Below are 19,259 nucleotides of genomic sequence, written 5' to 3' on the forward strand. Positions count from 1 at the left end.
TATTGAATACACCGAGGAGACCTTCATGCTCATCTTAGGATTGGACCTAGAAACAACAGGACTTAACCCCGACACAGACGAGATAATTGAACTCGGAGCGGTTATTTGGGATACTCAACGTCAGATGCCCATCAAAATGTATAGCGAGATGGTGATTGCAGAAAAACCGCTATCGGCTGAGATCACAAGTCTCACTGGCATCACAGATCAGGACCTGACAGAATGGGGAGTCAGCCCCCAAGAAGCTTTGATAAATCTAGAATCTATGGCAAGGAAATGTTCCTCAATCGTTGCGCATAACGGAAAAGAGTTCGACCAATTATTTATTGCTCGCTATCTAAAATTGTACCCCGAGGTCCAAATCGATCTGCCGTGGATCGACACTCTGACCGATTTGCCCTATTCTGGAGACTTGAAAACGAGAAAACTCTCTTACCTAGCCGCCGAACATGGATTTCTGAACCCTTTTGCTCACCGTTCTCTCTTTGATGTGCTCACTATGATGAAAATATTCTCGCAATATCCCATCGAAGAGATTATCAACATTTCCCGTTCTCCCATGGTTCGGGTGGTCGCTCATGTTTCGTTCGAAGAACGTGACAAAGCAAAGGCGATGGGATTTCGCTGGGATCCGACACGAAAGGAATGGTTCGCAGGCCTTCGTGAAGTTCAAGTAAAAAATACCGAATATCCCTTCCCAACCAGTTGTGAGCGAGCATGAGTCTGGAGATGGATTTGGGACTTTTGAGAACCTATCTAGCCGATCACAAATTGTTTGGGGCCAATGTTGGATCCCGAATGACAGTGATAAAACTCAAAAGCGGAGAACTCTTTGTTCACAACCCTATTCGGTTCACTCCCGAAATCCGACAGAACCTTGATGACTTCGGCCTCGTCAGCACTATTGTAGCACCGAACGATCTTCAACATCTGTTCATAAAGGATTTTATGGCGAGCTATTCGAGTGCTGAGTATATAGGATCTCCGGGACTCCGGATCAAGCGCCATGATTTAAAATTTTCCCGTTATTTCAATGATGAGTATTGTCCAGAATGGAAATCAGAGATTGATTTTGTCGTGTTCCAGGGGTCAAAATTATTTCATGAAATCGTGTTCTACCATTTAAATTCAAAGAGCCTTATTCTGACTGACCTTGCAATGAATCTGAAGGGAAAATATGGTCCACTTCATAGCCTTATCTTTTGGTTTTTAGGGATTTACCATTGTTTTGCTACGTCCGGTAAAGTGAAGAGTCTTGTAAAAAACCGAATCTTGGCTCGCGAGGCCCTAAATAAGATGCTTCATTGGCCGTTTGAGCGCATTATTATGTCCCATGGAGAAATCATACTTCAAGACGGTCCCGAGCAACTTCGCAAAGCACTCTCCTGGCTATAAATGAGGTTCAGGAAAATAGTTTTGTAAAGCTTCGACCGCGCTGAGCAAACTCTTTCTCTGCGCTTCAAACTCTGGGAGAGCCTCCGTTAGGATTTTTGATCCGTGAACAAACTTTGTAGAGGGAGTCGGTTCCTCCTTAACGATCTCTTTCAGAGGCTCCCAGCTTTCCGAGATAAGGTAAGCCGCGCGACCACGATATTCTAGACTCTTGAAAAGAATCCTATCCTCTCTCTTAACAAAAAATTGAAAACGAATCTCTTCCTGATGCCGCAGATAGATGCTCCCAGAAAACACGGTCGGCTGGTTCTCATGCAAGGGGACAATTTGCGGATGCCCATCCAAATTGATAACTTTCGCAAAGGCCTTTTCTCCGTCATACAGAATTAGTTTTCCTAGTTCAAACTGAGTTCTAATTCCGTCGCCGGCAAATTTCGTCGAATCGACGAAGAGTGGATTATTCCCTTCACTGCCAAATCTCCTTCGCTAATGACCCATAAGCCAATGAGGCCTTCGACTTGGGCGCATATTTAGTTACCGGTAAGTGAAGATGATGAGCCTCCTCGACAGCAATGTTGTCTGGCACAAAATTCATAAAAATCTTTAATCCATAGTGTCGACGGATTTCTTCAATCACTTCTCGAACAATTTTTCGATCACGAAAACGGGTGATGACCACCCCACGTACATCGACTCGATATCCTAAACCTGAACGTAGATTTCGAATCGTGTCCAGGATCAACTCAATGCCCTTTAGACTGAAGTACTCAGGACAAATAGGGATAATAATATCGCGAGACGCCATCAGTGCATTCACAGTTAACAAACCCAACGAGGGCGAGCAATCTATCAGAATTGCATCATAACGGCTCCGCAAGGACTCCAATCTCCGTTTCAATATGGATTCCCGCCCAAAATGTGCAGCCATTTGAATATCAACACCGCTGAGTAAAATGTCTGACGGAATCACGTCCACGCCAAAGTGAACAGAATGAACAATGGCTTTATCTGGGGACACGCTGCTGAGGAGCACGTCATAAATCGTGTGATTAAACTCCCTATCACCAAAAATGGCCTTGGTCGCTGAGGACTGTGGATCCAAGTCTATTAATAGGACCTTCCTTCCTTTCGCCCCCCATGCCGCAGCCACATTTAAAGAAGTGGTCGTTTTCGCCACCCCGCCCTTCTGGTTGATAACGGAAGTAATATTCATTCTGATCTCCCATATTGGACTCAATCAAATGCGACTTCTTCTGGCAACGAGTCTAACAAAGCACTAGGCCAAAGGCGAAGATGAAAAACTGGAATCCTCAAAAGCGCATTCTTATTATGTTACACCTTCTGCATCATGGACTTCGAACTGAAAGATCTCCTATTGGGATGCTCCGCAAGATGATTTAGGATGAGGCAGCCTATACAAGATGTCTTCTCTTATAAATGAGGTTTTTGTCTATGAAGAATTTTATCAAAAATGTTTTTGCGGGAGCTCTTGGGACTCTCATCGGTTTGTTCTTGTTCATATTTTTGGGCTTGATCGTTCTTCTTGCTCTATCGAGTGTCATCTCCACACATTTCAGTGAAACCAGAGTTGAAAAAAATAGCGTCCTTTTTATCCCCCTCAACGGTGAGCTAGTCGAAAGAAAGGGAACCATGTTCTTAGACTGGGAAGAGGATTCCCCATTTTTCAGAGGACCTCGCCACATCGGACTTTGGGAAGTGCAAATGGCCCTTGAAAAGGCAAAAGACGATAAGAACATTAAGGGAATTTATCTAAAACTCGGTTCGCTCTCGGCCGGCTGGGCCTCATTGGGATCGCTCGTCCATTCTTTGGCTGATTTTAAGACAAGTGGAAAATTCATCCATGCATATGGTGAAATCTTTGATGAAAAGACCTATTACGTTGCCGCTATTGCCGACAGGATTCATGGTTACCCAGAAGGTTCTTTTGAATTCAATGGTATCGCTACAGTGCCACTTTATATAAAGGGCACCCTCGATAAACTCGGCATTAAACCTCAGATTTTCAAGGTGGGGAAATTCAAATCAGCTGTAGAGATATTCAATGAAGACAAGATGAGTGAGGCGAGCCGCAAGCAAAATCAGGAGCTCATCGATGATCTTTGGTCCCACACTATCCGCGAAATTAGTAGCTTTCGCGGTCTTGCTCCCGAAACTCTCAACCAGATTGCCTCAGATTTATCTGTGACGAGGGCGAGCGAAGCGCTGGATAGAAAACTGCTTGATGATGCCTCTAGCGAAGAACAGGTCTTGGACTTGATGAAGGGTCTTACTGAAAGGGCAAAGGACAAAAAATTAAATCTGATTAGTTTTAGCCACTACCAAAGGCTGCCAGAAGTTGGCGATCTCATTGGCGAAAAAAATCGAATTGGAGTTATCTTCGCCAGTGGAGAAATCATTTCTGGTTCTAGCTCTGAAGGATACATAGGATCTGAAGATGTTGTCGCAATACTTCGACAAATTGCTCGAGAGAAGGAGATCAAAGCTGTCGTTTTGCGAATCAATAGCCCAGGGGGAAGTGCTCTCGCCGCGGACGTCATTTGGCGACAGATAGCTGAATTAAAAAAGACAAAACCCGTCGTGGCAAGCTTTGGCGACCTGGCGGCTTCCGGCGGATATTATATCGCCGCAGGTGCCGACTATATATTTTCAGATCCAAATTCAATAACTGGCTCCATTGGAGTTTTTGGAGTTATGTTCAATTCTCAGAATTTTTTTAATCAAAAATTAGGAATCACTTTTGACCGCGTGGTAACCCATCCACACGCTGATATAGGGGACAGTACCCGAGAGATGTCGGCGGGAGAGCGGCTGAAAATTCAATCTGAGGTCGAACAGACTTATCAACAGTTTCTCCGCGTCGTGCAACAGGGGCGAAATATCAAGTCAGCTGAAAAAATGGAAGAGCTCGCTCAAGGCAGGGTGTGGTCTGGAAAAAAAGCTCTTGCACTGGGCCTCGTGGATGAACATGGAGATCTCAATGACGCGATAGAAAAAGCCGCAGCTCTCGCGAAACTGGGAGCCAATTGGAGCATCGACGTCTTTCCAAGAGAGAAATCCCCGATCGAGCAGCTATTTCAGGTCGTGGGTCAGATGTCTTTTTTTCAATCCTGGCAGGAACGAATCACTTTGGCGAATGAAAAAGCCTGGTTCCTTCAGGTTCAGGAATTGAGAAACTTAGAAAAAATGGGGCGAATATGGGCACTTGACCCACAGTACCTCAGGTTCCCAAAATGATGGCAGTGCGGGCTCCCCTCATTAATTTAATGTCTGGTACCATTGAAATGAATCTGTGAACAGAGAGTGCCGGGCAGCATCAATACCCAGTCTTTCAGACTGATGCCCTGGCCCGAGAATGCCTCATCTCCTGGAGAACGGTTTCTCTATCAAGAAGGAGATTCAAGCGAGTTTCAAGATCGTCCATGAGTTCGTCAAAACATCTTCCCTGAGTAAAAGCCTCAGCACTGTTATTGCCCCGGCCTAAATCGCTCCCACTAACTAAATTCTTCAAATCATTTGCCACCTCAGCCGGCAGATGGGGTTCAGCAATAAGGCGAAAGTTCTTGTATACTTCTCTTAGCTGAGCGGTTAGCTCCCTCACCTCTACGCGGGAGCGAGCCACCTCATGTTCGATGAGTAACTGATCAATGGCCCCCATTAATACATCAGTCCGAATTGGCTTTTCAAAAACCTTAAATACTCCCAAATTCACTGCTTGAATGACCGTTTCTTTATCCAGATTTCCAGAAAGAAGAATCGAAGGAAAGGCCATTCCCTTTTCTATCGCCCTTGAAATCATCTCTGTACCCGTGAGCCCAGGCATCATCAGGTCGGAAATCAAAAGGTCTGGCTGAATAGCCGCTGGATCATCAATGTAAGAAAGAAATGCATCGGGACTATTGAATGAACGAGTATCGTAGTCGTCCCCCAAGACAGTAGAAAATGTATCGAGAAGCATTGGCTCATCATCGACAAGAATGATAAGGGGTCTGCTTTTAACTTTCATTTGTTCCATATAACTGTGCTCCACTTACGTCCCACTTTTCAAATTTGTGATCCGAAGAAATATTAAACATCCGTTTCGTAACCCAAATAGATTACCAACAAAGGAGATTGAGGAAGCCGTCTAAATGGATACACTTTATTCCCAATTTGATAAATATATCTAAATTCAAGTAGTTAGAAAACAAGACCCAAATCAATATGAAGATTTTTTAATTGATTGATCTCAAATTTAACCAAACCAGCTTGTTAAGCTGCGTTCTGAAAGATTTCATGAGGCCCAAACACCTCAAGAAGTTCAGAGAAAGGACTCGAGCATTCCAACAGGGCATGAAGTAAACTGTAATTTATTTTATTCTCTCTGATACTCAATTCACTGAATAGAATTTTCTTTGCCACCAAGAAGAACTCCTCGTCTGCCTCCAAAGAGAGGTTCTTGGACTTCTCCTGATGCATTCGAATCAGACTCTGATAAAGAACTTCTATGTCTTCTATTCCCACGCCTTCATTATAACCTGAAATTCTAAGAGCTGTAAGAATAAAGTTGGAGTTGAAATGTTCTGAATCACATCGACGAATAGCCATATTGGCTTCGAGAAAAGTTCGAATTATCGACGAAGATCTGGTCAACTCGTCAGAAAACCTACCAACTGGCCTTAGTTACTCCAGGAATTTTTCCGAGATGTGCCATCGCCCTAAAACTCAGACGAGACAAACCAAACTTTCGCAGATTGCCCCTGGGTCGGCCCGTCATAACACAACGATTACGAACTCTGATTGGCGAACCATTGCGTGGCAACTTCTGAAGCCGAACAAAGGCTTCTGTGCGCTCCTCTTCTGTGAGAGAGGTATCCAAAGACTTCTTACGAAGCGCTTGACGGATGGGACCGTATTTAACCGCCAGTTTCTTGCGACGATTGTTCTTAACAACAGCACCTAAAGTAGCCATACAAAAATACCCTCATAAAATCAGAGAAATCAAGACTCACCTTTTATTAGAATTGACAAGAAATGCAAGTGATTTGCGAAAATACCGTTCAAGGCCGATCTCCTATTCCTGTCCAAGTCCGAATCGCTTCTTCAATTCTCCTGTATTTTCAATATGTTCAATCACTTGTGTTTCATTCATCTCAATTTCATCTACGCTCTGACGCTGAGATCGACAGACTTCAAGAAGCTCTCGCACCAAAGCTTCCCATGGCCCAGGAAGAAATTTGATCAGGCTCTGAGGAGCTAGTTCGCCTATTTCCACTCTCACGCTCAGAACGCAAACCTCCTCGTCGTCAAAGAATATGCTGAGCGGAGAATCAGCGCTTGCGCTCTGCTGGCGCGTGAGTCGAAAGGCAAATTTATGACCGCGAAATTCAAAGCGGGACTCCTCTTCTAAAGTGCTCCTATTCTCAGATTCGGAATTGACGATTTCTGACGGCAACCGCTGGGGAGTCGATTGGGCCCAGGTCGAAAAATGAGAAATTTCATCCAAGTATAAATCACAGAGCAGGCGATCCATTTTTGACTCTCTAAAATCCTTTCTGATCGCCTCCACTTTGACCAAAATATTCTTTTTCTCTTCGTCCTGTTCCCCTTCATCAATTTTCCCTCCCATTTTGCGTAAATCCATCTGAGTTCGGTCTGCCTCTTCTGACTGCCCTGCTCCGAAGATCGCTTCAAATCTCTTGAATAAAGTGGAGGAGGAAGGAGGAACCAAAGGCGGGGGTGGGAGTACATGCGAGAGTTCATCAGCAGGACTCTCGCTTGTGGATTCTGCGCTTGAAATAGGACTTTCTATGACACGACTTTTCAGTTCGTTGTTCAAAAATGCATCAGATGCCGAAACCTGCCCAGCGCTTATCTCTCGACGAAGAACTCGGCTGAAACTACCAATATTCTTTATCAAGTCGATCTCCTCAATCAGGAGGAAATCAACCGGAATCCAAAGGCAATTAGAAAACAAACTGAAATATCTTCGAACGAAAATCGATCTCCGCGTGGCCCTCTGCCAAACTTCTGATTGTGGGCGAATTTGAATTACAATTAAACTCTGGAATGAATTCAAATTGAGACGAACGCCAACAATGTCACCCAAAGGCAACCGCCCAAATTTAAGAATGGATACCAGTTCGAAGGCACCACTGCTATCAAGGATGAGAACAGGACCTCTTTCAAGAATAACAGCAATGGCGTACACGAGGAGGCAACTCAAAAGGAGTGAACAGCCTCCAAACAGAAGTCCGCAAAGAAGTTTCACCGAAATGCCGAACCGCGAACCAATGACGATACAGCCCACACTCATCGTGACAATGTCGCAGAGCAGCAATGAGTAAATGAACCGAAGGAGGTACTCTTGATCTGAGTAGATCACAATTCTAGGCTGGTCCGGCGATTCAAATGTGGATTTCTCTGCCTTATTCAAGTTACTGAAAGATCCTCCGCTTTTTTTCAAACCTGACGTGCCAGCTGTACTTCTCTCCGTTTGACGGCCAATTTAGATTTAGCTGATCTTTGCTCTCCACCAAATAGAACATCCCTCCCTCTTCAGCTTGGGACAATCGCTTCGCAAGCCACATCTCAAATTGCTGAATGACACATTTCATTAGCTCCCCGCCATCTCCAGCTGATCCCTCTTTGTCAATTTTCCATCTCCCTCGATAGTTCCTCCAGCGCAACAAAATCGCAATCGATTGGTCATTGGGAATAAGGAAGCAAGGCTCAAAAATGTCCTGCGAAAGAAACATCTCTTTCATCCAGGGGTGGAACTTGCTCTCAGCAGTAATAAGCCCAACGTAAACGGTTTTCTCTTTTGCCGCCTCAAAACCCAATTTCCTTGGACCTTCAACGTCAGAGGTCTTGTCCATTTCTGCACAAGATTGAAGCGACCCCATCAAAATAAGGACCAGGCAAATAATATGATTGATCCGCAAGGTTGAACCCCTTTTGACAAACATTTAATTTCTCAATACTTTTTCGGATTTTGCGAGGCGCTCCTTGAGTCACTTCAAAGCAAAAAAAATAGCCCGCTTACCACAAAACAGGTTCACAGCGCCTCGACAGCGGTCGAGGCATCATTGCAAAGAACACCCAAAGTCACAGGCAAACCTCCGTTAAGAGTGGCGACCGATTTAATCCACCGACCTGGAAGTCGTGGGAGAACTCGACCTGGCCAAACGACTCCACATATGTCCGGCTCAATTTTGCGAAGCATTTTGGTGAAATCAGAAATTAATTTGTCCTGATTCTGCTTCAATCTCTCATTGTACGGAGGGTTGACAACCATAAGAAGAGGACGAGGGAGTTCACCAAAATCCCAGCATTCAAGCCAATCACCGAGGACAACCTTTGACGGTGGCAAATCCCTTCCAAGCAGGGCATTGAAATTGGCTCGAGTGGCTAAAATTGCTCCAGAATCAATATCACCAAAAAATGTCTCCATTACGTCTCTAGCGCTTTTCAAGCCTGCAGACACACTTGAGGGAATCAAAGATGGTGCTGAGGGAAAATTCTGATAAGAAAACGATCGATTCTTCAAAGGCTCCCAAAATATCAATGGCTCAAGTCCGAGAGTTCCGGACCCACACATGGGATCTAAAATGCAAACTGGACAATCCTTCACAGACGAACGCACTAGCCAGAAAAGGGCACTGGCGAGTGTTTCCCGAATGGGCGCCTTCGTTATAAAAGTTTTGTATCCACGGCGATAGAGCAATTCACCACTGGTGTCGATACTGAGAGTGGCCCTGTCCCCCTCAAGCCTCAAAAAAATGTTCTGCGGGGTTTCTAAGTGTATTTTACGAAATTTCTGTTTTGTTCGCGCCATATCAAGACCAGAATTCACAGCTCCGATGAGGCGTTTCTTCATGTTGAGCCTCGTCCGATGATAGGAGACATGAACTTTGACTTCCCCTTCCCGCAAATACTGGTGCCAAGCAAAACGACCCACTTTGTCCTGCAACCGTAAATATTCCCGACATCGAAAAGTATCCAACCTCTGCAATATTCGCGTCGGAATGCGCAGGTAGTGATTAAGTATCCAGCCCTCGGCCAAACTCACCTCTATTTCAACCCCGCCCGCGACAACTTGCCCAGACTCGCCACTCTCCCTTAATAGATGTAAAGGATAGGTCTCGGCCAGCAACTCCCTCTTGGTCTGCCACTCAGTACGAGCAAGTTCCTCCAAGCCAGGTGTGGTCACTAAAAAAAATTTCCCTCTCTGATTCATTTCTTCCAATTTGCCTAAATCCCCTTTTTCATTTAACGAGCCCGAAAGGTGCATGTATCCAACACCTCCCCATTTACTTGCCAACCTCAACCATTTCTATGATATATATGCAAGGGGTATGCTTGTATATCATAGGTTCGAAATGAAGATTTTCACTTCCTGGCTTCTCATTTTTCTTTCGATATACGCTTCTGCCGCCAATTTGAAGACTCTCGAAAAGGAGAGTCACTCTAGAATTGTCATCTTGGGTGACTCGATTGCCGCTGGAGATGGGGTTGACAAAGAAAATTCATATCCCGCCCAACTTGAATTGCAACTGAGAGCCCGCGGCCACCAAGTGAGCGTTGTCAACGCCGGGATTTCAGGGTCGACTTCGGCGAGCGCAGTTAGTCGATTAAAATGGCAGATGAGAAAAAAAATTGATGTTCTCTTGATTGAATTAGGGGGAAACGACGGCCTCCGAGGAGTTTCAGTTGAAGCAACTAAAGTAAATCTCAGCGAAACCATTTTGTTGGCAAAAAAGGAAGGGATCAAAGTCCTGCTTGCTGGGATGGAACTCCCGGTTAATTATGGAAGCGACTACCGAAAAAAATTTGCGGCCTTGTTTGCCGAACTTGCGAAGCAACACAAAGTTGCTTTCATGCCATTTCTTTTGGTCGACGTCGGAGGAAAAAGGGACTTAAATCTGAGTGATGGCATACACCCTAACGAAAGGGGACACCGCAAAATCGCCGAGAACCTCATTCCATTTATAGAAAGACTATTATGATTTTGTCGGTCAATCGACTCTGCAAGAGATACAATCAGGGCCAGGACATTATAGTGGCCCTCGACGAAATTTCCTTCAATATGACTAAGGGAGAAACCCTGGCCATCCTCGGTCCCTCGGGAAGCGGCAAGACGACCCTACTATCTCTGCTTGCTGGGCTTGAGGAAGTCAGTTCAGGGACAATTCAGATTTCTGATCACGACATTCATCAACTTTCTGAGGAAGATCTCACTCAATTTCGCTCTAAGAATGTGGGAATTATTTTTCAACAATTCCATTTGATGCCGCATCTGACTGCCCTTGAGAACGTCCGTTTGCCTCTTGACATTCAGAATGTACCTGATTCAAATAAAGCAGCAGCTCGGGCCCTTGCCGCCGTGGGATTGGAAGCCAGAAAAAATCATTTCCCGAGGGAATTGAGTGGAGGTGAGAGCCAAAGAGTAGCTATTGCAAGAGCCATTGTCACTCAGCCCACGCTCCTCCTCGCAGATGAACCCAGCGGAAATCTCGATGCGGAAACGGGAGAAATGGTAATGAATCTGATCTTTGATCTCGTTAGCACGAATCAGATGACCCTTATCCTCGTGACTCACAATCTCGACCTCGCACAGCGCTGCCAACGCCAGATTCATCTCAAGAGTGGCAGAATCGAATGAGAAAGCTTCTTTGGCTATCCTTGAGAGAACTCTTCAACCATCGGCAATTCACAATCTTATTTTCTCTGAATCTCAGTCTCGGCCTCAGCGGCTTTATTGCTTTGAACTCCTTTCGTTACTCAATTGAAAAATCCTTATCAACACGATCAAAAATCACCCTCGGGGCCGACCTTGGACTTTCGTCCCGCCACCCTCTTTCTAAAGAGGTTCTTGATTTGGCCTTGAGAAGCCTTCCGAGTGCTGCTGCACGCAGCGACATGATTGAGCTCTACTCAATGGTGGCAAGTACCGCTGGGTTATCAAAGCTTGTTCAACTTCGTGCCATCGATCCCAGTTTTCCGTTCTATGGCACAATTAAAATGTCTTCATCGCTGGGATCTCAAGAAACAATGCCATTGGTCGTTGATTCCTCACCAACGAACAGCAATGCTTGGGTCTATCCAGAAGTTTTGGCACAGTTAAACCTGAAAGTGGAGGATCCACTTCGTATCGGCGACATGGTATTTCGGATTGCCGGAGTTATTCTCGAAGATTCGGCTGCGGGAATCACGACGAGTATGGCTCCTCGCGTTTACATTCCCCTGTCACAAATTCCCAATACTAAACTGGTGACCTCGGAGAGCCTGGCCTGGTACACGTCTCTTTTTGCGATCCCCTCTGCTGCGGACGCTCAACTAAAGAAAATAGAACAATTGCTTCACTCCAGTCCCGTTATTCCTTCGGAGGTAGAAGTCTATTCTCATCAAACGGCCGGTGATCAAATGGGAAGGCTGGCCAATTAGCTGGGTGACTACCTCAGTCTAGTCGCTCTTGCAGCACTTTTTCTATGCTCAGTGGGGGCCATATTTCTATTCAAAGCCTATTTTTCCCGAAAAATTCGTTCTTTTGCGATATATCTGAGCCTTGGCCTCAGACCAAATCGCGTCTTAGTTCTCGTTCTCTTTCAAGTCGCGGCGCTCGGTTTTATTGGATCACTTCCTGCGATCTGTCTTTCGCTGATACTCGTACCCATGATTTCTCTCATCACGCAGCAATTACTTCCAATCCAACTGGATTCCGCAATGGATCCGATGTCTATCTTAATTGCAGTAACGACAGCCATCGGTGGAAGCCTATTGGTTTGTTTTCCAACGGCCCTTCGAGTGAAGCAAATAAAACCCTCATTTCTTTTTCGAATTGAAACTCTTCGAATTCTGCCCACGGCCCCTTCCGTCGTTTTGCTCTCCTATCTGCCTGCTGTTGTTGCGTTTTGGCTGATGTCCGTTTGGCAGGCTCATTCCTGGCAGGTAGGCTCGCTATTCACTGCTATTTTTGGTTGTTCCGGATTACTTTTTTGGTTTCTTGTTTTTCTCGTTTTAAAGCCACTTGAGAGAATCCCTAAAAGACTTCCCTCATTTGTCCAGATTGCGACAAGAGAGATGGTCCGTCACCAGTCTTCGACCATAACAAGCTTTTTGGCATTGAGCCTGGGCGTACTACTCATAAATATTGCACCCCAAATTGAAGCTAATCTTCGTGGAGAAATTGAACACCCCGAAAAATCGCGACTACCTAGCTTTTTTTTGTTTGATATTCAGGAAGATCAACTCTCCGAACTCAAAAAATTGACAGCTGAGTTCAAGATCCCATTGCAGCAAGTTTCCCCCCTCGTAAGAGCCCGTCTCGTTGCGGTCAACAAGCAAAAATTTGAAAAAGGTGAAAAGCAAGTTTTCTCTCGAGAAGAGGAACGCGAAGCGCGTTTTCGCAATCGTGGATTTAACTTAACCTACCGAAGCGATCTTTCCGAATCCGAAGAGCTCTCAGAAGGCCAAAGTTTTAGCGGTGTTTTTGATCAAACAAAGGGTGGCGTGCCAGAGATATCGGTTGAAAAGCGCTTCGCACAACGATTGGGATTGAAAATAAACGACATCCTTAGCTTTGATATTCAAGATGTCCCAATTGAGGGCAAAATTATCAATTTTAGAACTGTACGATGGGCCAGCTTCCAGCCAAATTTCTTTCTTCAGTTTCAACCCGGTGTTTTAGAATCAGCACCCAAAACTTACCTCGCCTCTCTTCCCGACCATGAGACCGCAATAAAGACTTCAATACAAAACGCCATTGTCAGCAAATTTCCAAATATCAGCCTCATCGACGTTTCTAGATTGGCGGGCCGAATTCTTGAAATAAGTCAGCAGATGACCTGGGCCATGCATTTGATGGCAGGCCTTAATATAGTCGTCGGACTTTTTGTCATGTTCTCCATCTGCAACCACCAAATATGGCAGCGCAAATGGGAAATGAGTTTACTGAAGGTTTTAGGCTATCGATCAGCACAAGTTCGCAACATGTTTTTATTTCAACATTTGGCGATTGGCCTGTCGGCTGGAATTGTTGGCGCAATAACCAGCCTAGTGGTTAGTTTTGGAATTTCCTTTGTCCTCTTTGATGGGCTTTGGGTTTGGCAATGGCAAGCGCCCACTTTCTCGGTTTTGTCGCTCATTGCACTCAGCTTTTGCGTCAGCTATATCTCCTCACGACAGATTTTTTTAACAAAGCCGAACATACTATTGCGGCAAGAAGTAGCATGAGAGAAGGGATTACGTGTGAGCAATGAGTCATCTGAATCAATTCTTAAATTAGAGGGCAAATATGTTTAAAAAAAATCAATACATCTTTCTAGGTGCTTCTCTTTTGTCTGTTGCGATAATGAGCGTTTTTTTCTTTTATAGATACAACCGCAAATACGACCTTATCAAACCGAAACGAGGATCTATCACTGAAGCTATTTACGGTTTAGGAAAAGTAAAATCATATAGCAAATATGATGTTAAACTAGGAATCATGAGTACTGTTCAGGAAGTGTATGTTCGCGAGGGAGACGTCGTAAAAAAGGGGGACCCACTTATTCGATTTACTGAGAATCTAAAGTTTTCATCACCCATAAACGGCACGGTTACCTTCATAGGAGTCGGAGAGTCAGAGGGTGTCGCTCCTCAAGTCGTGCTCTTATCTGTCCAGGATCTTAACGACAAGTACATCGAGGTTTCTCTTGAACAACAGGCCGCTCTGAGGGTGCGCGCAGGCCAAATGGCTGATGTTATTTTTGAAAGCCTTCGATCCGTAAAGCTGGAGGGAAAAGTTAAAGCGCTTTTTCCAAAAATGATGAATTCCTTGCCCATATTCAAGTGAATGGACTGATGGAGAATGTTCTTCCTGGGATGACCGCTGACGTCTCTATTCAAGTCGGCCAACATGAAAATGTCCTGTTGGTTCCTCTGTCCGCAGTTTCTAATGGACATTTAATTATTGAGAGAAATCAAAAGCGAGTGAAAATTCCCATAAAAATTGGAGGAATTGATGGTCAATGGGCGGAGGTCAAAGAAAGCGCCTTATCTGACATCGATCTTATTGTCGTAAAAACATCAATCTGATTTATTCAAAGGCAAGGGGAGGAGGGATCAATTTATGTGGTTTTTGGCCTTACGCCAAATGCTCGCTCGAAAAAAGCAAACACTCTTGATTTTTCTTGGTATCTCGCTGGGCACAACTATCTATGTGGTCATTGCGGGAATGCAGCTGGGAATGAGAAACTACATTTCAGAACAATTACTCAACAACACGGCTCATGTCATCATTAAAGGAAATGAACAAAAAATACAGCAAGAAGATTTGCGCGATCGCTTTTTTGAAGAAACCCAATTTGTTCAATGGATCGTCCCACCGGCAGGAAAGCGAGGCGAATCAAGACTTGAAAATCCGCAAGGATGGTTTTCTCGTCTTGAAAGGGACCCAAGAGTTTTGGCCTATTCTCCTCGATTGACAATAAATGCCATTGTGGCGCGCGGTCCCCTGAGAACAAGTATTGGTCTCACTGGAATAATTCCTGAAAAGCACACGCAAGTGACGAGTCATGCTGACTACACCGTGGCTGGAAATCTCTCCATGCTGACGGGTGGGGGGCGGAAAATTATTCTCGGCAAGGGGGTTATGGACAAATTGGGCGCATCGGTTGGAGATACGATTAGAATATCAAGCGGATTCAATGAAGCTTGGCCTTATCGCATCGTTGGAGTCGTTCAACTGGGAAATCACAATATTGACGACACCATGGGACTGGCTCACCTCTCCGATGTTCAATCTCTGAATCACTCTCCTGGACGAGTCAGCGAAATTTCTGTAGCCCTCGACGACATTCAGCTTTCTTCCTCAACCGCTTCTCTCTGGTCGCTCTATTCAAACGACAAAGTGGAGGGATGGGAAGAAGCAAATGCTTCATTTATGCAGATTATCAATATTCAGGATATCACCAGATACGTTATCACATTTGCCATACTGCTCGTGGCCGCCTTTGGTGTTTACAATGTGTTAAGCATCATGATCAGTCAGAAGCAAAAGGAAATCGCGATCCTCCGCTCTATCGGCTACGGTCCCGAAAAAATTCTTCAGCTGTTTATGATTCAGGGTTTCCTCTTGGGGTTTGTTGGTGGTCTCAGTGGCCTTGTCCTTGGCCTCGGCGCTAATCTTCTTATTGGAAATATTGATCTGGGATTTAAGATTGGAAAAGGGACACATCTTCCAATATCCTACGATGTAACTATTTTTGTTGCGGCATTTGTGGCAGCACAGGCTGCTGCGGCAGTGGCAAGTATCATTCCTGCCAGACATGCCGCTCAACTGACTCCATTAGATATTATACGTGCAAACATTTGACTTTAGGAGAGCCAAAAATTGGGAATTCAAGGGCACCAACTCATCAAGGAATTCGGAGTTCCACCAACTCGAATTCTACATCATGTTGAAGTGAATATCAAAGATGGTGAATTCGTTTCTATTTCTGGAAAGTCGGGATCAGGAAAGAGCTCGCTGCTCTATATTCTGAGCACTCTCGACAATCCAACCCAAGGTGAGGTCCTCGTTGATGGAGCGAATATTGCCAAGCTATCAAGCCGAGATCTTCATGATTTTAGAAACCGTCAAGTTGGTTTCATTTTTCAATTTCACTATCTTCTTCCTGAATTGACCGCTCTAGAAAACGTTCTCCTAGGACCTCGAAATCTAAAACGCCACGAAGAGCTAAAAAATCGAGCCATGACTCTTCTTGAAGAACTCGAAATATCCGAGCAAGCAAACAAGTTTCCAGCCCAAATGAGCGGAGGTCAGCAACAGAGAGTCGCAATTGCACGAGCCCTTATTTTGCAACCAAGATATCTTTTTGCAGATGAGCCCACCGGCAACCTGGATACCGCAAACGCCGAACGAGTGATGAATATCCTCACTCAGTTCAATCAAAAAATGAAAACAACTATTGTATTGGTCACTCATGACCCCGACTATTCTCGACTGGCTCACCGCGAAATCCTACTTGTTGACGGCCACCTGGCCGATGGAACTCATATTGGAGGAGCGGCCTCGCCTTGATTTGGAACAATATTCGAAATATCAGAAGACCCAAGTGAAAATTGTATCAGATCGGGACATGGATTTCTCCCGTGGGCGGACCCCTTGAGAATATTCGGCATTTCGACCGATAGTATATAATAGTAAATACAGGTGTCCTTGGTCACTTTGGAGAACATTAAACTTGGATGAGCCGGCATATAAACTTGAGAAAAAGCGGGGCAAACGTCTAGATATTCACGCAACGACCTCAGATGTGCCCGGTTTGCGAGGGCAACTTGAGACCTACTTGCGCACTTTTCGCAATATGGCATTTCTGGCCCTTCTGTCTCCCGTTTGTCTTTTAGTTGTACTGTGTGCAGGTGTTTCTGCAGCTCCTGGGCTCTACATATTTGACTTTCTTTCATCCACAACATCAACCTGGCATCCCATACTCCATTATATCGCCGCAGGCTCAGGAATAGCATTGGGTTATCTGACTTACGGGTTTACCCTCATATTTGTCGTTCCAACAGTTAATTTTATTCTCCCTCTGCGTTTAAAGGCTTGGCGGGGGATTTGGTTTTCTCTAGAGGCAATCCCCTGGTTTGTTCACAATGCTCTTACTTATCTTGTGAGGTATAGTTTTTTAGAACTCGTTACTCCAACTCCAATTAACGTGCTGTTCTATCGTATGATGGGAATGAAAATCGGTAGAGGCGTTGTCATCAACACGACAAATATTTCTGACCCTTGTATGATTAGCCTCGGAGATTATGTGACAATCGGAGGCTCTGCCCATTTATTTGCTCATTATGGCCAAAAAGGAATTCTCGTCATCGCTCCTGTCAAGATAGGGGACGGGACCACTATCGGATTAAAAGCCAGTATCATGGGTGATGTGACTGTTGGAAAAAATGCACTCATTAAGCCTCACGCCGTTCTCATTCCAAAAACTCGAATTGAGGATGGGGAGACTTTTTAATTCCCACCTCATTCGTTTCTATTTTATTAAAAATAATCTTCGATGCTCCTTTAGTATGCATTTGTCGGATATGACCACAATTCCAGCTTGGCGCGCCCTCTCCTCTGCCTCGAGATGAGTGACGCCCTCCTGTAACCAAAGCACCTGGGGTCGAAGGGGAATTAACTCATTCACCAGCTCCAAGACGTGTTCTGGTGCGCGAAACACGTCCACTATTTCGAGCTTATGCGGCACCTGCTTCAGCGACGCATAAATGGAGCAACCGAGAATAGATTTCTCCACTGGGTTAACGCCATCAACCTCAAATCCTTGGTTTAAGAGATACTCTGTGACTCCGTAACTTGCCCGGCTCGGCTTCGAGCTGATTCCCACAACGGTCACCTTTTTGTATTTCTCCAAAACTTCTTTAATCAAATTCTGATCTGTTGAGCTTCTACCCATGTCATCTCGCCTCCCTCAAATAATGATGAATTCTTCATGATAGTCAGAGGACAGATGTCCGTCCAAAGAAAACTGAAGTAAATTTATCAAAATTTGATTGATAAATCTGCTGCTTCAATCAGAATTTTTCTTGAGGCTAACGCGTCGGGATTTTGACAAAAATGTATGCCTGCGATTTCGTGTCGGGATTGCGAATCCTCAATCCATACTCCGCACCAGAAGGATAATCAGTCAAAGGTGCCGTTCGGAAATAGTCCGTCCCATTGGTGGACCATTTGGATGGGACCAAAAAGGCAGTCCAATCAAAAACATTATCAGTCATGGTCTCTCCTCTGGACCCAGCACCATAGGCAGCCAAACGAAATTGACCATTGGCTACGGAGTAAATGAAGGCCACTGACTCCCCACCAGACTTGTTCAAGTCAACATCAAACCAAACTTCATTACCCCGTTCTGGATTCCGGTACCCCAAGGTATAAACAGGGCCCTCTCCAGGAACAATCGCCCTGTCCAAAGAATAGTTGTTTCCATCAGTTGTCCATTTTCCTGGCACTATGAACCTCGTCCAATCCAAAGTGCCCGCACCCTTCGTCTCCCCCAGAGGGCCCGCATTGAATACATCAATTTTAAGGCGTCCGGCAACCACCTGGTATTTCACGTGAATGGTACCCTCTCGATCAAGTCTATCGGGAATTTGTATTTGCGCCGAGGCAGATTTGTTATTATCCGGATTTCTGATTTCCATTAGGAAATCAGATCCAGGAGTGTAATTTGTGATGGGCCTTGAAAGAAAATAATTGTTTCCGTCGGTCGTCCACTTATCTGGAACAATAAATTTGGCCCAGTTTCCAATCCCGTACGTTCGAACCTCACCGTTTGGACCCGCATTTCTTGCCGCAATATCTAATTTTCCGTTGGCGACCTGAACGTCCAAAGTAATCGCGTCCGCAGGGGGAGGGGTTGTTGAGTTTGGTATACTCAACGAAAGACTGCCTGATTCTGTTGTTGTCGGGTTCAGAACGTAAAGCCGATATTGAGATCCTGGAGTGAAATTGGTTAGGGGCTGATCCAAAAAATAGTCATCATTATTAGAAGTAGTCCAAACTCCAGAACTGGAGGCCAATGAAGTCCAGGCCGTTTGATCGTTCTCTCTTATCTTTCCTTCAGGACCCGCATGATGAATTTCTATTTTTAATCGAGCCGTCGAATTAGACAGTTCGTAGTTGATAATGATTTTTTCATGAGTTACTTGTTGGCTGGCACTCTGAATTTGCCCAGGATTCCCCTTCGTACAGCCAAATTGTGCAAAAAGACAAACAAGAAACGGGAATAACAAAAATCTAAATGCTGACATGTCACACCCTTCACTTACTCTTAGGTCCTCACAGATCAAAAGCAAGGATGCTTTCAATCTATTCTTCC

22 protein-coding genes are annotated in these 19,259 nt (G+C 45.0%); 12 read left to right on the forward strand and 10 right to left on the reverse strand.

Annotation, left to right across the window (positions count from 1 at the left end):
• Positions 1-25: 25 nt before the first annotated feature.
• Entirely contained in the window at positions 26-721 is a 696-nt protein-coding gene (locus IPJ71_09500) for a ribonuclease H-like domain-containing protein (GenBank protein MBK7843916.1), read from the forward strand.
• On the forward strand, positions 718-1,395 hold the full coding sequence (locus IPJ71_09505; GenBank protein ID MBK7843917.1) for a DUF4336 domain-containing protein: 678 nt from the start codon (positions 718-720) through the stop codon (positions 1,393-1,395). The genes IPJ71_09500 and IPJ71_09505 overlap by 4 nt, the downstream gene beginning before the upstream one ends.
• Here IPJ71_09505 and IPJ71_09510 read toward each other — a convergent pair.
• On the reverse strand, positions 1,390-1,710 hold the full coding sequence (locus IPJ71_09510; GenBank protein ID MBK7843918.1) for a hypothetical protein: 321 nt from the start codon (positions 1,708-1,710) through the stop codon (positions 1,390-1,392). The genes IPJ71_09505 and IPJ71_09510 overlap by 6 nt on opposite strands.
• Before the next feature lie 148 nt (positions 1,711-1,858).
• Positions 1,859-2,605, reverse strand: a complete 747-nt coding sequence (locus tag IPJ71_09515; protein ID MBK7843919.1) for a ParA family protein — start codon at positions 2,603-2,605, stop codon at positions 1,859-1,861.
• A gap of 239 nt (positions 2,606-2,844) precedes the next feature.
• Here IPJ71_09515 and sppA point away from each other — a divergent pair, with 239 nt between their 5' ends.
• Positions 2,845-4,647, forward strand: coding sequence for a signal peptide peptidase SppA (sppA, locus tag IPJ71_09520; protein MBK7843920.1), 1,803 nt, complete (start codon positions 2,845-2,847; stop codon positions 4,645-4,647).
• Positions 4,648-4,741: 94 nt separating this feature from the next.
• Here sppA and IPJ71_09525 read toward each other — a convergent pair whose 3' ends face one another.
• The 6 genes from IPJ71_09525 to IPJ71_09550 all read right to left on the reverse strand — a co-directional run bounded on the left by IPJ71_09525 (position 4,742) and on the right by IPJ71_09550 (position 9,712).
• Positions 4,742-5,425, reverse strand: coding sequence for a response regulator (locus tag IPJ71_09525; GenBank protein ID MBK7843921.1), 684 nt, complete (start codon positions 5,423-5,425; stop codon positions 4,742-4,744).
• A 236-nt stretch (positions 5,426-5,661) separates the two neighbouring features.
• Positions 5,662-5,997: a hypothetical protein gene (locus IPJ71_09530; protein ID MBK7843922.1), complete on the reverse strand. Its 336-nt coding sequence runs from the start codon at positions 5,995-5,997 to the stop codon at positions 5,662-5,664.
• 58 nt (positions 5,998-6,055) lie between these two features.
• On the reverse strand, positions 6,056-6,361 hold the full coding sequence (gene rpsN / locus IPJ71_09535) for a 30S ribosomal protein S14 (protein ID MBK7843923.1): 306 nt from the start codon (positions 6,359-6,361) through the stop codon (positions 6,056-6,058).
• 102 nt (positions 6,362-6,463) lie between these two features.
• The gene (locus IPJ71_09540) at positions 6,464-7,825 is read right to left on the reverse strand and encodes a hypothetical protein (protein ID MBK7843924.1); all 1,362 of its coding nucleotides are present in this window, start codon (positions 7,823-7,825) and stop codon (positions 6,464-6,466) included.
• A gap of 1 nt (position 7,826) precedes the next feature.
• Positions 7,827-8,357 carry a hypothetical protein gene (locus tag IPJ71_09545; protein MBK7843925.1) on the reverse strand — a complete coding sequence of 177 codons (531 nt, stop codon included), beginning with the start codon at positions 8,355-8,357 and terminating at the stop codon, positions 7,827-7,829.
• An 89-nt stretch (positions 8,358-8,446) separates the two neighbouring features.
• The gene (locus IPJ71_09550) at positions 8,447-9,712 is read right to left on the reverse strand and encodes a hypothetical protein (protein MBK7843926.1); all 1,266 of its coding nucleotides are present in this window, start codon (positions 9,710-9,712) and stop codon (positions 8,447-8,449) included.
• Between the two features lie 58 nt (positions 9,713-9,770).
• On the opposite strand from IPJ71_09550, the gene IPJ71_09555 reads away from it, so the two are divergent.
• The 9 genes from IPJ71_09555 to IPJ71_09595 all read left to right on the forward strand — a co-directional run bounded on the left by IPJ71_09555 (position 9,771) and on the right by IPJ71_09595 (position 17,396).
• Positions 9,771-10,397 carry an arylesterase gene (locus IPJ71_09555; protein MBK7843927.1) on the forward strand — a complete coding sequence of 209 codons (627 nt, stop codon included), beginning with the start codon at positions 9,771-9,773 and terminating at the stop codon, positions 10,395-10,397.
• On the forward strand, positions 10,394-11,053 hold the full coding sequence (locus IPJ71_09560; GenBank protein MBK7843928.1) for an ABC transporter ATP-binding protein: 660 nt from the start codon (positions 10,394-10,396) through the stop codon (positions 11,051-11,053). The genes IPJ71_09555 and IPJ71_09560 overlap by 4 nt, the downstream gene beginning before the upstream one ends.
• Positions 11,050-11,835, forward strand: coding sequence for a hypothetical protein (locus tag IPJ71_09565; protein MBK7843929.1), 786 nt, complete (start codon positions 11,050-11,052; stop codon positions 11,833-11,835). Before IPJ71_09560 ends, IPJ71_09565 begins: the two co-directional genes overlap by 4 nt.
• A 51-nt stretch (positions 11,836-11,886) precedes the next feature.
• Positions 11,887-13,623 (forward strand): FtsX-like permease family protein, encoded by a 1,737-nt coding sequence (locus IPJ71_09570; protein ID MBK7843930.1) that lies wholly within the window; start codon positions 11,887-11,889, stop codon positions 13,621-13,623.
• Positions 13,624-13,684: 61 nt separating this feature from the next.
• Positions 13,685-14,224, forward strand: coding sequence for an efflux RND transporter periplasmic adaptor subunit (locus tag IPJ71_09575; protein MBK7843931.1), 540 nt, complete (start codon positions 13,685-13,687; stop codon positions 14,222-14,224).
• Positions 14,221-14,466 (forward strand): hypothetical protein, encoded by a 246-nt coding sequence (locus IPJ71_09580; protein MBK7843932.1) that lies wholly within the window; start codon positions 14,221-14,223, stop codon positions 14,464-14,466. The genes IPJ71_09575 and IPJ71_09580 overlap by 4 nt, the downstream gene beginning before the upstream one ends.
• A gap of 34 nt (positions 14,467-14,500) precedes the next feature.
• A complete protein-coding gene (locus tag IPJ71_09585; GenBank protein MBK7843933.1) occupies positions 14,501-15,745 on the forward strand; it encodes an ABC transporter permease in 1,245 nt (414 codons plus the stop codon).
• A gap of 18 nt (positions 15,746-15,763) precedes the next feature.
• Positions 15,764-16,453: an ABC transporter ATP-binding protein gene (locus IPJ71_09590; protein ID MBK7843934.1), complete on the forward strand. Its 690-nt coding sequence runs from the start codon at positions 15,764-15,766 to the stop codon at positions 16,451-16,453.
• A 163-nt stretch (positions 16,454-16,616) separates the two neighbouring features.
• The gene (locus tag IPJ71_09595; protein ID MBK7843935.1) at positions 16,617-17,396 is read left to right on the forward strand and encodes a hypothetical protein; all 780 of its coding nucleotides are present in this window, start codon (positions 16,617-16,619) and stop codon (positions 17,394-17,396) included.
• 18 nt (positions 17,397-17,414) lie between these two features.
• On the opposite strand, the gene IPJ71_09600 is transcribed toward IPJ71_09595, so the two are convergent.
• Complete coding sequence (locus IPJ71_09600; GenBank protein MBK7843936.1) at positions 17,415-17,837, reverse strand: CoA-binding protein; 423 nt, start codon at positions 17,835-17,837, stop codon at positions 17,415-17,417.
• Positions 17,838-17,973: 136 nt separating this feature from the next.
• Complete coding sequence (locus IPJ71_09605) at positions 17,974-19,191, reverse strand: hypothetical protein (GenBank protein ID MBK7843937.1); 1,218 nt, start codon at positions 19,189-19,191, stop codon at positions 17,974-17,976.
• Positions 19,192-19,259: the final 68 nt, after the last annotated feature.

It is taken from the genome of Bdellovibrionales bacterium, from assembly GCA_016714165.1.
In the GTDB taxonomy this organism is placed as follows: Bacteria; Bdellovibrionota; Bdellovibrionia; order Bdellovibrionales; family UBA1609; genus JADJVA01.

Bases quoted from the DNA above. Each gene is read 5' to 3' on its own strand.
- IPJ71_09500 (MBK7843916.1), top strand. From the start codon at position 26: ATGCTCATCTTAGGATTGGACCTAGAAACAACAGGACTTAACCCCGAC.
- IPJ71_09560 (MBK7843928.1), top strand. From the start codon at position 10,394: ATGATTTTGTCGGTCAATCGACTCTGCAAGAGATACAATCAGGGCCAG.
- IPJ71_09545 (MBK7843925.1), bottom strand. From the start codon at position 8,357: ATGTTTGTCAAAAGGGGTTCAACCTTGCGGATCAATCATATTATTTGC.
- IPJ71_09605 (MBK7843937.1), bottom strand. From the start codon at position 19,191: ATGTCAGCATTTAGATTTTTGTTATTCCCGTTTCTTGTTTGTCTTTTT.
- IPJ71_09530 (MBK7843922.1), bottom strand. From the start codon at position 5,997: ATGGCTATTCGTCGATGTGATTCAGAACATTTCAACTCCAACTTTATT.
- IPJ71_09525 (MBK7843921.1), bottom strand. From the start codon at position 5,425: ATGGAACAAATGAAAGTTAAAAGCAGACCCCTTATCATTCTTGTCGAT.
- rpsN (MBK7843923.1), bottom strand. From the start codon at position 6,361: ATGGCTACTTTAGGTGCTGTTGTTAAGAACAATCGTCGCAAGAAACTG.
- sppA (MBK7843920.1), top strand. From the start codon at position 2,845: ATGAAGAATTTTATCAAAAATGTTTTTGCGGGAGCTCTTGGGACTCTC.
- IPJ71_09505 (MBK7843917.1), top strand. From the start codon at position 718: ATGAGTCTGGAGATGGATTTGGGACTTTTGAGAACCTATCTAGCCGAT.
- IPJ71_09575 (MBK7843931.1), top strand. From the start codon at position 13,685: ATGTTTAAAAAAAATCAATACATCTTTCTAGGTGCTTCTCTTTTGTCT.
- IPJ71_09585 (MBK7843933.1), top strand. From the start codon at position 14,501: ATGTGGTTTTTGGCCTTACGCCAAATGCTCGCTCGAAAAAAGCAAACA.
- IPJ71_09555 (MBK7843927.1), top strand. From the start codon at position 9,771: ATGAAGATTTTCACTTCCTGGCTTCTCATTTTTCTTTCGATATACGCT.
- IPJ71_09600 (MBK7843936.1), bottom strand. From the start codon at position 17,837: ATGGGTAGAAGCTCAACAGATCAGAATTTGATTAAAGAAGTTTTGGAG.
- IPJ71_09515 (MBK7843919.1), bottom strand. From the start codon at position 2,605: ATGAATATTACTTCCGTTATCAACCAGAAGGGCGGGGTGGCGAAAACG.
- IPJ71_09565 (MBK7843929.1), top strand. From the start codon at position 11,050: ATGAGAAAGCTTCTTTGGCTATCCTTGAGAGAACTCTTCAACCATCGG.